Consider the following 13,814-nt stretch of genomic DNA (forward strand, 5'->3'; position numbering starts at 1 on the left):
GATGATAATTTTATTATATTCTATTATCACTTTTTAAAATCACATTATTATCTAAAGTACTCTTTATTTCTGGATGCTTTTCAATTACATCTATAAAGTTAATTATTCTTTCAAATGTTTCTTTACTTAAGACATGCTCTATTTTCTCTGTTTCATGTAGTAAGTATTTTTTTACTCCTAATACCTGTAAAAACTTTTCAACAGTATTATGTCTATTTAATAAATATTTACCATAACTAGTTCCATTTTCAGTTAGTTTTATATATCCATACCTTTCATAATTGGCTAGATTAAGATCGTCTAGTTTTTTTATCATCTTTGTTATTGATGCTGGCTTTACATTTAATGCTTTTGATAAATCACCTACTCTTGTAAACCCCTTTTCTTCTGATAATCTATATATCATCTCTATGTAATCTTCCATTGAAGCTGTAATTAGTCTACTATCATTTTTTAAGTAATTATTAAAAGTATAAAATCCTTCACTCTCCTTCATTCCATCCTCCTACTACTTGGCTATCTTTATATTATATTTAACGATAAAACATAAAATTCTATAAAGTTATATATTTCTGTATTAATATATAGATTGATTGTATAATTATTTTTATGAATTAACTATAAATTCTAATGATAGTAAATATCATTAGGGAATTTAAATTTACATTATTTCGGTCCATTTTCTAATAATTCTTTACTACTATCATTTCCACAACAGTTCTTTTTCTTTCCTCTAGACATCATTATTACCATTGATAGCATCATTAGTGGGCATATAAATGGTGCTATTAATCCAAGTAATCCACTTATTTTAGGAAATACCTTAGATATTATTGGTAATAAAGACACAATAATTATAGGCAATCCACAACAAAGTATCATATGCAGTAAATATTTAAAATTATTATGCTTAACATTAGATTTACTTTCATTATTTCCTCTATGACAATTCATATTAACACTCTCCTAATATTATTTTGAATATTTATATTTACAAATACTTTTTATATCAACCCCTTTAAATTATTTTTCTATAGACTTATATTAAACAATTTTGATGAAGAAAATATGAATAAATACTTATATTATAAATAAATATTTAAGACAAATAAAAATAGCTTAGTATTTCTTATTACTAAGCTATTTTTATTTATTTTAATAACATACTTTTCCTGGGTTTAGTATATTTTTAGGATCAAAAACCGCTTTTATTCCTCTCATAATTTCAATATTCTCATCACTTAAAGAATCACTTAAATATTCCCTTTTAGCATATCCTATACCATGTTCTCCAGAAACTTGTCCTGATAATTCTTTAGCTTCATCATACATTCTCTTCATTACATTGTTAAGTTTTGTTTGCCATTCTTCTTCACTTAAATCATCTTTTAAAATATATATGTGTAAATTTCCATCTCCAGCATGTCCAAAACTTTTTATTCTTATTTCATACTCTTTTTGAAGCTTATGAGTAAATTTTACAAAACCAGCTACTTTATTTCTTGGAACTACTACATCTACTTCGTCCATCTCGGTTGTAGATGATTTTATAGCTTCTAAAAAGGCTCCTCTTGCAGACCAGATTGCTTCTTGTCTTTCTTCTGTATCTGATATGAATACATCTATAGCACCCTCTTTTAAGCATATATCTGCAACTTTTTCATAATTCTTTTCTATTTCTTCCTTTGAATTACCGTCAAAAGTTAATAATAAATAGGCATCTGAACTATGATCTGGGAACTTTTTACCTAGATACTCTTCTGCTGCAAGTATTACTTCACCTTGCATAAACTCAATAGCTGTTGGAACTGCTTTTGATTTAATTATTTTAGGTACAGTTTCAATTGCAGTTTCTAGTTCTTTAAATGGAACTAATAAACTTATTGCCTTCTTAGGTAATGGTAGTAACTTTAACGTTGCCTTTGTTATTATTCCCAAAGTCCCTTCTGAGCCTATTATTAAATCTTTTATACTATATCCTGAACTATTTTTAACCACTTTTCCTCCAAGATTTAATATTTCACCTTTAGGAGTTACAACTTCTAGTCCTCTTACATAATCTCTTGTTACTCCATATTTAACAGCTCTCATTCCGCCTGCATTAGTACTTATGTTTCCACCTATTGTTGCTGTTTTTTCACCTGGATCTGGTGGATAAAACAAATCATTATCTTGAACAAACTTTGATATTTCCATAAGTAAAACCCCTGGCTCTACTGTTAAAGTTAAGTTTTCTTCATCTAGTTCTAATATATTGTTCATTCCACTTAAATCAATTATTATTCCTCCTTTAAGAGGTACACATGCTCCAACTAAACCCGTGCCTGATCCTCTTGCTGTAACAGGTATATTATTTTGATAGGCATACTTCATAATACTAGATACTTCTTCTGTTGTAGAAACCTTAATTACTAACTCTGGAAGCTTTCTAACAAAACCTAATTCATCATGACTATAATCTTCATTTATATTTTTTCCATAAAATATTCTATCATCATCTTTTACAATGCTTTTTATATCTTCTATGTTTTTTTCTAAAACTTTATTATATTGCATACTTTTTCCCTCCATTTTCCTTAATCTTTTGGATTAACTTAGGAACTATCTCATATATATCTCCTACTATTCCATAATGAGCAACTTTAAATATAGGTGCCTTATCATCATTATTTATAGCAAATATATAATCTGAATTATTCATTCCTGCTGTAAATTGAACTGCTCCTGATACCCCACATGTTATTATAAGTTTAGCTCTAACAGTTCTTCCACTTAATCCAACTTGCTTGCTGGCATCTTCCCATCCAGCTTCAATTAGAGGCCTAGTAACTGCAACTTCCCCTCCCAGTAACTCTGCTAACTCTCTTATCATCATCATATCTTTCTCTGACTTTATCGCTCTTCCAGCTACAACTAAAACCTCCGCTTCTGATATGCTATGTTCTTTCTTTTTAGCTACCACACTTTTTACATCTATATTTGAAAATAATTTATCTCTATCAACATCACAAATTACTATTTCTCCTGTTGTCTCTTTACTTCTTTCTGGAGCAGACATAACCTTATATCTAACTGTTGCTAATTGAGGTCTTGAATTTGGAGTGATTATTTGAGCCATTATATTTCCACCAAAAGCTGGTCTTATTTGTACTAAATCTGTATTTTCCTTTATATCTAAAACTGTACAGTCTGCTGTTAGTCCTGTTCTATATCTCGCAGCTACTCTTGGTGCTAATGATCTTCCTACTGTAGTTGCACCAACTAATACTACTGATGGCTTAACTTCATCTATAAAATTTTCAAACATTGCTGTATATGGTTCTATTCTAAAATTGTTAAGACTTTCATTGTCATATACGTATACCTTATCTACTCCATAATGTAATAATTCTTTTGCTTTTTCACTTATATTATGACCTATAAATATACAATAAACCTCTTGTTTTACTTTACTTGCTAGCTCTCTTGCTTTTCCTATAAGTTCAAATGTAACAGGGTGTATATCTCCATCTACATGATCAACATATACTACTATACCTTTCCATTTACTTTTATCTATTAATATTTTTTCTTCTTCTATATATTCTACTGCACCTTTTGGACCCTTTTTCACACATAGCTTACACATCTTGCAATTAGAATTAATATCTAATTTCCCATTATTATTTTCTAAGGCTCCAAATGGACAAATTTTTATAATTTCATCTATATTTACTACTTTATCTTGATTTACAACTAATTTAGACATATATTTTCCTCCTAAACAAACTTTAATTCTTTTAGCTTATTAAATATATTTTTGCTTATTTCGTCTGAATCTCCATTCCACTTTTCATGACTAGAATTAGATTCAGGAGGAAATATTCTTTCAACTTGAGTTGGTGATCCATTTAAACCATATTTATTTTCATCTTTATCTTCAAAATCTTTCAATGATATTACTTTAATTTCTCTATCTTTTGATTCTATTTTTTTCTTATATGAAGGTAATCTTGGTTCAAATATATCCTTTTCTACAGTTAATAAACAAGGATATTTAACATCTACAACCTCTACAGTATTCGGCATGTCCATTTCTACTGTTATATAATCGTCTTCTATCTTTAATATGCTTCTAACATTTGCTACATGCGGAATTCCTAAATATTCAGCCATTTCTGGACCTACTTGAGCTGTATCTCCATCAGTTGTTTGTTTACCACAAATAATTAAATCAAAATCCCCAGTTTTTCTTATTCCTTGTGATATTGTATATGATGTTGCTAAAACATCTGCTCCAGCAAACTTTCTATCTGATATTAATACACCACTGTCAGCTCCCATTGAAAATGCTTCTCTTATTACTTCCATAGCTTGAGGTGGCCCCATGCTTATTACACTTATATTCCCACCCTTTTCTTCTTTAATTTTAAAGGCAGTTTCTAGTGCATAAAGATCATATGGATTCATTTTTGTATCTATTCCATCTCTTTTTAGAACTCCTGTTTTTTCATCTACTTCAACCTTTGAAGTCCCTGGTACCTGTTTAATACAAACTATAGTATTCATAAAATCATCTCCCCTGATTTATTATGTTTTAAAGTCTTCTATATAAATTTAAGAAAACATTCTTGCTTATTTGTAGTTTTAATATACATAATTTCGTATATTGAAATAAAAATCATTCTATTTCATTATCGTTATATTAATATTTCATTATAATTGTAAACCTTTTACTAAATCTTGTCCATAATAGTTATTTTTATAACATATATTTAAATAAAAAGGATATTAAATAAAATTACTTTAACTAATTAATATCCTTTTTTAATAAATATCTTTGCTTTAATCCTCCCCATAGAATTCTACATCTTATTCCTATAAACCTTGCATATATATAAGTTATTGGACTTCTTAATCGCCCTCTTGAACAAGCTATTATAACTTCTTCTCTTTTGTTATTTGATATTTCTAACAACCTTTTTCTTATTATTTCTCTATTTTTTATTATGCTTTTTATTATTATAAAAATAGCAAATGGATAAAATCGCTTTATCATGTTGTGCTGCTCTTCATCTATTACTGGAATATTATATTCTGTCATATTCATATTTAAAAATTCTGATTTTGTTCTAACATCTATAAGCTTCTTATTATTAATATTCTCAAACTTTATAAACATACATTCTCCTATATATTTCAGTTAGTAACTTATATCCTAATTACACCTTAAAGTTAGTAGTTATAGACTATTTAGATTAAATAGAGAAATTTAAATCATATATCATTTAATCTTTCTATAATATTCATTATTCTATTTTTTGTTTCCTATTATTATATAATTTAGAAACCAATTATTGCAGAGTATTTAGAGTAAAAAATTAAACGACCTATCCATAAGGATAGATCGCTTAATTTTTATATTAATTAAGATTTTCAAAAGTAGATTTTTATTTTTTAGATTTCTAAATTTTATAAGAATTACTTAATAATTGATTTTCTTCTATATACAAATATACCTGATGCTATCATCATAGCACCTAAAACTATTAATAGCTTACTATCAAAAGATGAACCAGTGTTTACTAGGCTATCATACTTAGTATTTTCTACGTTACCCTTATCTGTATTATTATCAATGTTATCAGTTGCTTTTATTGGTGTCATTTGTATATCATGTCTAACAATTTCTTCTTCTACTGAAATAGTACCACTTACATATTTTTCATAACCATCCGCTGTAGCTACTATATAATAATCTGTGTAAGGGAATACCATCCAAGCATATTTACCATTAATATCACTAAATTGAGGATTTAAATTATCAGCTGGTGGGAAATCATTAACAGTTGGTAATTCTACTAATGTATCTGGTTTTATCCCCTTTTCCTTGTTTCTTTCTGTATTCGCATAGTATAACTTAACATGCGCTCCAGCTATTAATTTTCCTGTTTCTTTATCTGTAATATCTCCATATGGATCTATTAAACAAGTTGCTATATTTATCTCTCCATCATTATTAACTTTTATTTTTGAAGAACCAACTTTTATCTTTAATCCATTTGCTAAATTATAATATACATTTGCATAATATACTTTATTCTTCTCTAATCCACTGAAGTTAAATATTCCATCATTAACTTCATCGTTTAGATTTACTTCCTCAGTGATTCCACTAACTGAGTTTCCATTTTCGTCTACTATCATTACTTTATAGTTTGAATAATTATTAATTGATTTAATATCACCATTTGGATCTTTTAATAAAAGAAGTCCTGTAACAGTATTTGATGCGTTATAATTTTCTTTTCCTTCTGATGTAACTGCTCCAGCATTGGTCTTTTGATGGAATGTTATCATTTTTGTTTGATTACCTATCTTAATAGGTTTTGTTATCTTAACATCATATACTACATTTCCCTTTGGTATAGCAATCTTATATTTACCATCTGCTTTTGTAGTTACCTTAGCATAGAATTCTGGTATTCCATTGTTATCAAAATCTTTTGATACTTCTACTACTGCATCTGAAATAGGTAATCCTGTATTATTATCAACAACTACCCCTTTTATGCTTCCTGGTGCAAAATGAAGTACTGCATTGTTTTCTACCGGAACATCTAACCCATTTACTTTAGCTGAAACTGTTACTGTAACCATGTCATCCCCAGTTACTTTAGATGATTGTAATGTAAATAAAGCATTTCCATCTTTATCTGTCACAACTGTATCTCCATTTAATAGTGATCCATTTGAAACTTCTACTGTTACACTCTTCTGTGGTACTGGATTGTTATTTTCATCTAAAACTGTAACTTTTAACGTTGTTTTATCTTCTCCATCTCCAACTATTGAATTTGGATCAGCAGTTATTATAACTCTATATTTTGATAGATGTATATCTACTACTTTTTCCTTATCTGTTGGTTTAGATGGTTGTAAATTTACATCTACACTTTGCTCTGTTCCCTCTTTATTAGCTACTACCTTATAAAGTCCTACTTTTTCATTTTTAAAGCTATAGCTTCCATCCTTAGATGAAGTTGTAGTATCAACTATTCTTCCATCTACATCAACAAGAATTATTTTAGCATTTTCTACAACACCCTTAGAGGAATAAACCTTACCATTAATATTTAAAGTTAATGGCATCGATTTATCAATTGTAAATTTAACTACGGTTTCATTTCCTGCATTATCAGTTACTACTAAAGTATACTCTCCATCTTTATCTATCTTAGTTCCTGGTGTATATGGTTTTCCATTTAATGTTGCTATTCCTTCATTAAATTCTGGAGTCATATCTTCCTTATATGTTTCACCATCTTTAATCTTAGTAACAACTGGTTTTGTTTTATCTATTACAAAAGTTTTTGTAGTAGAATTTCCTGCCTTATCAGTAACAACTATAGTATAAGTACCTTCTTCAATAACTTCAGAACCATTATTGAATTTACTACCGTTTAATAAAGCTTCTCCTTCATTAAATGTTATAACTACTTTATCTTTGTAACTAACTTCATTTTCTACTCCATATATTTCTGGATTAGTTTTGTCTATTACAAATTTAATACTTGATTGATTACCTGCTGCATCTACTACAGTTAATAGGTGTTCTCCCTCGTCTTTTATAGTAGTACCACTAGTAAATTCTCTTTCATCTAATAGTGCCACTCCTTCATTAAATTCAACCCTTCTATCATTATTATAGTATTTTCCATCTTCTGCCCCTGTAATTATAGGTGCAGTTTTATCTATAATAAATGTTACCTCTGATTTATTTCCAGCTTTATCTATAACCACTATAGTGTGAGTACCTTCATTAGTTATAGAAGTCCCACTATTATATGGTTTTCCATTTAATGTTGCTGTTCCCTCATTAAATGTAGGATTCACATCTTTATTATATTGTCCACCTTCAAGTACATCTTGAATTACAGGTGGTGTTTTATCAATAGCAAATGTAACTGTTGAAACATTTCCTGCTCTATCTGTTACTACTAAGTTATAAGTTCCTTCTTTATACACTTGTGCTCCTGATATAAATTCTTTACCATTTAACAATGCTGTACCTTCATTAAATATAGGATTCACAGAAACATTATAATTAGTGTTGTCTTCCACATTTGATATTACTGGTGGAACCCCATCTACTTCAAAGCTTAATTGACTAGAATTACCCGCTGCATCTACAGCAATAGCAGTATATATTCCATCTTCATCTATCTTACTTCCTGAGACAAACGATGAATTATTTAGTGTTAACCTTCCTTCATTTGAAGTTATTATAACCCCTGGTTTATAACTTCTTCCTTCAATTGCTCCATCTATAACTGGTGCAATTGTATCTACTATAACATGGCTATTGTCTGTAGTATTGCTTATATTTTCAGATTCATTTCCATAATTATCTTTTAACTTGCTTATATTAAAGTTAATTATTCCTTGTGTATCTTCTGTTTTGATAGTATAAACTACCTCATATGATTTTTCCGAAGTGCTAGTTGCTATTATTTCATTGCCTAAAATATTTACTTTAGGTGTTTCAGATAATACCTTACTTGATGTAAATCTAATCTTAATAGCATCTCCTGCCTTAGCATAACTTTTATTACTATTGCTTGATTCTATAGATACTGATGTTGCAACTGGTGGAATATTATCTTTAATATTTATAGTCATTTTAGTATTTTCTGAATAATCATACCCATCAAATCCTTGATAAATCAATGTTGAAATTCCCACAAAATCTTTTGTTGGAATAAATGTAATTTTTGAAATGTCGGAAATTAAAATTATATCATTTACTTTAACATCTACTTCATTGTTAAGAAGTTTCCCATTTGAAGGTAATGAAATAATTTTTATTGATACTTCATCACTATTCTCAATATCGCTATAGTTAGATGTAAAATTATCCTCTTCAAATTGTACAGTTTGATTTATATATCCAATTTTCTCAAAATCTTTTATTATAGGAGCATTATTTGGCAATGCTTTAACTTTAACATTAAATGTTTTTGTTGAAGTCACTCCATTATTATATAAGGTCGCAGTTAAGGTTACTGTTTTATCTCCAGATAGGAATGCTGGTCTTGAAACTTTTCCAGCCTGTGTTATTAATGTATCACTTGATTTCCATCTAACTAGAGTATTATTAGTTCCCGTAGTAGGTAATCCTAAGTTTTTAGTAACACTATCTGCATTATCTCCTTGAGCATATATTATAGATACATCTCCACTTGCTTCATTTACTTGACCTTGTACATCTTTCACAGTAAAAGTTCTTGAAAAACTTTCTGACCAAATTGTGGTCTTCACTTTTAATGAAACTGTGTACTGTCCTTCTTCTTTAGCAGAAAAATCAAGCATTGGAGTTGCTCCTGAATATACTACTTTTCCATCTTTCTCTACAGTCCATAATCTATCAGTTATTGTCTTGCCCTGAGGATCATAACTATTATCTACTATAGTTATATCCTTCATTAAAGGCTTATAGAATATTGATGGTGTTAGTATAAAGTTAGCTAATGGTTTTTCTGTATTATCAGTTTTAATTGAAATATATTTAACTAAAGGGATGCTTAAGGCATCATCATAATCCTTAACTGTAAGTTCAACTAAATATTGTTTATCAGCCTCTAAATTTTGATCAATTTGTCCATTAATCCAAGTACTTGATGAAGCTTCTCTCCATCTCCATATCTTTTCCTTTATGCCCCTATCTTCTTGACCCTTAGCATCTTCATCATAAGAGCTTTCATTAATTGATACGGTATAAGTGCCATTTGAATTCGCTATATTAGCATCAAAATTTGCTATAGGTCTTCTGTGAGCATATACTTTATTTGGACTAACTATATTATCCTTAAAGGTTATATCGTATTCACCAACCTTTTCAAATATCATATCTAGGTTATCCATATACTGCCCATCAAATGTTGCTTTACCCATATTATTTTCATAATATTCTTCATTATGATTTAGCTTCCAGCCACCATAAGGATATTGATCATCTGCAGTATTCTGCTTTAGACTTTCTGGATTTACATCTACATCCATAGGTTGTCCAACTAATACCTTAGTTTCTCCTGAACTTTCTTGCTTTAAGCTATCATAAATATACTTGGCTATCTTATTTATTGATGCTTCATAATCTGAATTATCGACATAAAGCCCATGTCCATCATTCTTAGCTAATAAATCATCTGCTTCAGATTTATTAGCATTTGTTCCCCATCCTAGATAATGTATATTTTCGCTGATTATCCTTGATTGAATCTCTGAATATGTATTTGCATTAAGAAAATCTTCATCAGAAGTATCATTTAAGTTAACAACAAATCTTTTTGAATTTAAATCCCATTTAGGCTGTCTTAATAAATCCTTAAATTTAACAACATTAGTAGTTTTCATTGATAAATTATTAAATGAGAAATAAGATAACTCATTACAACTATGCTTTGTGTAACTAGCTATTGGTCCAAAGCTATTTCCAAACTTGGAATCTAACTTTTCTGAATTTATAGTCTTATTCCCATTATCCCACATACTAATAGAATTTTCGTCAACCTCTATCTTTATAGTATGGTTTTTTGAAGGATCTTTTTGATATCTTTTAATTAATGTTATTCCTGGATAACTTGACAATGGTACATAACCATCAAAATTATGAAAATTATCAACATTTATTGAATTAATCTTGTAAAGTGATACTCCACTTTCTTCGAATAATATGCAATATCCACTTAGGAGATTATTTTCAATTTTAGAATTAAATAAAAATCCCCCACCTTCCATACTATGATAGCTTATCCCACTTTCATTAATTTCAAAATCAAATGTTTTCTTTGAAGTAGAATTATTCTCCATAAACATAAAATCTTTATAGGATGGTTTACCATATCCATAAAATGTTATGTTTTTGCCTGAATTTTTTACTATAATATGCTGATTATTAGCTGGATTTAATTGTCCATCTCCATTTGGATAATTGTCTTCTCCCCAATTCCCTTTATGATCATATATCTTCCAGGCAAAGGTATCTTCTGCACTTACTTCTTTTGCGTTTAATCCTGTTATTTTTATTCTTGAATCATTTACTCCAAGTTCTTGTAACTTGCTTTTCAAATCTTTTTCAAAATTCGATGGATCTACATTTGAATCTTCAACAGTAAGAACTATATCCGCATTATATTGAGGTTTTAAAGAAATACTTACATTGTTATCTTCTGCTTTAACAATATTTCCAACATCAATTAGATTACTAATAAATAATGTTGCTAATATTAATGCTATGCTTTTTCTCTTTTTTTTATTTCCTCTCATTTTTCCTCCTCCTTCTTTATTAAATTTTTATACCTTTATATATTATATTATTGCTCTAAACAAATTCTAAACATTTTATATCTATTAATAGTAATTATTATTAAATACTTATAAAATAAAAAAAGCTCCAAATTAGAGCTTTTCTTTAAGTTGATTGTAATAATCTATTAAATTTTTATTTAAATCAAGTCCATATTTTTCTTTGGCCACTTTATTGGCTTTTAAAAATTGTTTGTTTAAATTATGTACATCACTTTTATAATAATATAATTTAAATAAAAGCTTAACTCCTGAATCAAAATATGGATCAACTTCAATTATTTTCTCTAAATGCCCAATAGCTTTATTATAATTTTCTATACTTATATAATATTCACCTAATCGCCTAAGTAATTCTAAATATTTATTCCTAATATTTTCCAATGTATTTATGGCCCATATATATCCTTCCTCTTCCAAATAATCTCCCTTATATAAATATGATATACTTTCATAAGTACTTATATTAGATTCACATATTTCATAACTAATATCTAAGTATTTTTATATATCCAAATATCACAATCTAAATTGATCTTATTCATCGTATAACAATTATTTGCATATTTTATACAATCATTATATCCTATATTACTTAATATTTTTCTTATTCTATAAATCGAACTTTGCAAATATATTAAAGCATTCTTTATGTCTATATCTTGCCACAAATCTTCTATTATCTTTTCTTTATGAATGGGATTATTTATATTTTCAATTAAATATGCAAACAGCTCCTTATCCTTTAAAGTTCTCCACTTTATTGGAATATTATTTATTATAACCTCAAACTTATTAAAAGTTTTTATTTTTACCATTTTATTTTCTTCTTTTGAATTTTCATTTATTACTTTGAGGATTTTATTTATAGACTTTTCTACACGTGCTTTTCTTACTGGTTTTAATATATAGTCTATAGCATTAACTTCAAAAGCATCTAACGCATATTGATTATATGCTGTTATAAAGACTATTTCCATATTAGGCCTTATACTGCTTATCTTCTCTGCTAATGTTATTCCATTCATCCCTGGCATATCTATATCTAAAAAAGCTACTTGTATTTCATTATTTTCGATTATCTCTAATGCCTTAAATGGATTACTAGCTGTAAATGTAACCTTTATGCTTTTAAAACTTTCAATAATTTCCTTAACTTCTTCAATAGTACTTTCCTCATCATCAATTATTATTGATCTTATCATTCTTCACCTCTCATAAAAAGTTTCTTAGCGAATTGGAATTTTTATTTCTACTTCTGTTCCATACCCTATAGCACTTTTCATTGATAATCCTTTGCCATAGGCTCTAATTAATCTACTATTAATATTCTTTATTCCAACTCCAGCTTTATCATCTTTCCCACTTATTATTTTTTTCACTTTTTCTTCTGATATACCTACCCCATCATCTTTTATATTAATAATCAAATTATCTAAGCTTTTATATATTCTTATATTTATATTACCTCCTTCTAATTTATTTAATACCCCATGCCTTATAGCATTTTCAACAATTGGCTGTATTATTAGTGAAGGAATTTTTATACTCATATCCGCTTCTATATAAAAACTTATTTTAAGTCTATTTTTAAATCTTTCTTTTTCTATTGCTACGTATGCCTTAGTAAGCTCTATTTCCTTTGATAATGTAACTAAGTTATCGCCTTCACTAAAATCGAAACTATTTCTTAAATAATCACTAAAATCAAGAAGTAATTCCTTAGCCCTAATTGGATTCCTTGTTATTAATGATGATATAACACTTAATGCATTAAAGATAAAATGAGGTTTTATTTGCGCCTTTAAAAATGCCATTTCCGAATCTATTAAAGCAGATATAGAATTTTTAAGCTGTATTAATGTATGAACTCTTGCTTTAAGTTCACTTATATCATACGGTTCAACAAGTACATCTGTAGCTTCTAAATAAAGTGCTAAGGATATATTTTCTGGATATGCTTTATCTACTATCATAAGTATAGGTAGACTTATAGAATCATACTTATTTCTTACTGATCTTAACAAATTATATCCTGAGGTATTGGGCTGAAATGAATTAATTATAAGTAGATCATTTTTTATTCCTTTATCTATTAAATTCATTAACTCTTCAGAGGATTTTATATTATTTACAGTGTATCCTTCCTCTTTTAAAGAATTATTAATTACCTTATTATTAATTTCACTGGCTTCCAAAAGTAGTATTGAATGTTTAGTGTGTTTATTAACATTTATATTCTCATTCTGTACTACTATTCGTTCTTCTATATAGCTATTTGTATACTCATTAATTTTATCTATATTATCAATAACAGGTAAAATGACTAAAAATTCCGTTCCTTCTTCAATTGTAGAACTAAATTTTATTTCCCCCTCATGAAGATCTATTATTCTACTGGATACCCATAACCCTATATCAGATCTTTTTTATCATTATATATCCTATTATTCCAGTTTATATTTTTC

The 13,814-nt window shown here is 28.0% G+C and carries 10 protein-coding genes; all 10 read right to left on the minus strand.

All coding sequences use genetic code 11. The annotated features are described in order from the left end of the window. Positions 1 to 13 precede the first annotated feature (13 nt). The 10 genes from A500_RS13345 to A500_RS13390 all read right to left on the minus strand — a co-directional run bounded on the left by A500_RS13345 (position 14) and on the right by A500_RS13390 (position 13,544). A complete protein-coding gene (locus A500_RS13345) occupies positions 14 to 496 on the minus strand; it encodes a metal-dependent transcriptional regulator (protein WP_016208093.1) in 483 nt (160 codons plus the stop codon). 170 nt (positions 497 to 666) lie between these two features. Next, positions 667 to 954 (minus strand): hypothetical protein, encoded by a 288-nt coding sequence (locus A500_RS13350; RefSeq protein WP_016208094.1) that lies wholly within the window; start codon positions 952 to 954, stop codon positions 667 to 669. A 201-nt stretch (positions 955 to 1,155) separates the two neighbouring features. Then, entirely contained in the window at positions 1,156 to 2,556 is a 1,401-nt protein-coding gene (locus A500_RS13355) for an FAD-binding oxidoreductase (RefSeq protein WP_016208095.1), read from the minus strand. Further along, a complete protein-coding gene (locus A500_RS13360; protein ID WP_016208096.1) occupies positions 2,546 to 3,748 on the minus strand; it encodes an electron transfer flavoprotein subunit alpha/FixB family protein in 1,203 nt (400 codons plus the stop codon). Before A500_RS13360 ends, A500_RS13355 begins: the two co-directional genes overlap by 11 nt. An 11-nt stretch (positions 3,749 to 3,759) precedes the next feature. Next, entirely contained in the window at positions 3,760 to 4,548 is a 789-nt protein-coding gene (locus A500_RS13365; RefSeq protein WP_016208097.1) for an electron transfer flavoprotein subunit beta/FixA family protein, read from the minus strand. Between the two features lie 241 nt (positions 4,549 to 4,789). Continuing rightward, on the minus strand, positions 4,790 to 5,161 hold the full coding sequence (locus A500_RS13370) for a rhodanese-like domain-containing protein (RefSeq protein ID WP_016208098.1): 372 nt from the start codon (positions 5,159 to 5,161) through the stop codon (positions 4,790 to 4,792). A 299-nt stretch (positions 5,162 to 5,460) separates the two neighbouring features. Continuing rightward, entirely contained in the window at positions 5,461 to 11,307 is a 5,847-nt protein-coding gene (locus A500_RS19580) for an immunoglobulin-like domain-containing protein (protein WP_016208099.1), read from the minus strand. Between the two features lie 132 nt (positions 11,308 to 11,439). Beyond that, the gene (locus tag A500_RS13380) at positions 11,440 to 11,766 is read right to left on the minus strand and encodes a bacterial transcriptional activator domain-containing protein (RefSeq protein WP_016208100.1); all 327 of its coding nucleotides are present in this window, start codon (positions 11,764 to 11,766) and stop codon (positions 11,440 to 11,442) included. 74 nt (positions 11,767 to 11,840) lie between these two features. Further along, positions 11,841 to 12,551 (minus strand): response regulator, encoded by a 711-nt coding sequence (locus A500_RS13385; RefSeq protein ID WP_016208101.1) that lies wholly within the window; start codon positions 12,549 to 12,551, stop codon positions 11,841 to 11,843. A gap of 24 nt (positions 12,552 to 12,575) precedes the next feature. Continuing rightward, positions 12,576 to 13,544: a sensor histidine kinase gene (locus tag A500_RS13390; protein ID WP_016208102.1), complete on the minus strand. Its 969-nt coding sequence runs from the start codon at positions 13,542 to 13,544 to the stop codon at positions 12,576 to 12,578. Positions 13,545 to 13,814: the final 270 nt, after the last annotated feature.

It is taken from the genome of Clostridium sartagoforme AAU1 (genome assembly GCF_000401215.1).
GTDB classification, from domain to species: domain Bacteria; phylum Bacillota; class Clostridia; order Clostridiales; family Clostridiaceae; genus Clostridium; species Clostridium sartagoforme.

What these genes read in the sequence shown, in the direction of transcription:
- A500_RS13345 (WP_016208093.1), bottom strand. Translation starts at nt 496, where the DNA reads ATGAAGGAGAGTGAAGGATTTTATACTTTTAATAATTACTTAAAAAAT.
- A500_RS13350 (WP_016208094.1), bottom strand. Translation starts at nt 954, where the DNA reads ATGAATTGTCATAGAGGAAATAATGAAAGTAAATCTAATGTTAAGCAT.
- A500_RS13355 (WP_016208095.1), bottom strand. Translation starts at nt 2,556, where the DNA reads ATGCAATATAATAAAGTTTTAGAAAAAAACATAGAAGATATAAAAAGC.
- A500_RS13360 (WP_016208096.1), bottom strand. Translation starts at nt 3,748, where the DNA reads ATGTCTAAATTAGTTGTAAATCAAGATAAAGTAGTAAATATAGATGAA.
- A500_RS13365 (WP_016208097.1), bottom strand. Translation starts at nt 4,548, where the DNA reads ATGAATACTATAGTTTGTATTAAACAGGTACCAGGGACTTCAAAGGTT.
- A500_RS13370 (WP_016208098.1), bottom strand. Translation starts at nt 5,161, where the DNA reads ATGTTTATAAAGTTTGAGAATATTAATAATAAGAAGCTTATAGATGTT.
- A500_RS19580 (WP_016208099.1), bottom strand. Translation starts at nt 11,307, where the DNA reads ATGAGAGGAAATAAAAAAAAGAGAAAAAGCATAGCATTAATATTAGCA.
- A500_RS13385 (WP_016208101.1), bottom strand. Translation starts at nt 12,551, where the DNA reads ATGATAAGATCAATAATAATTGATGATGAGGAAAGTACTATTGAAGAA.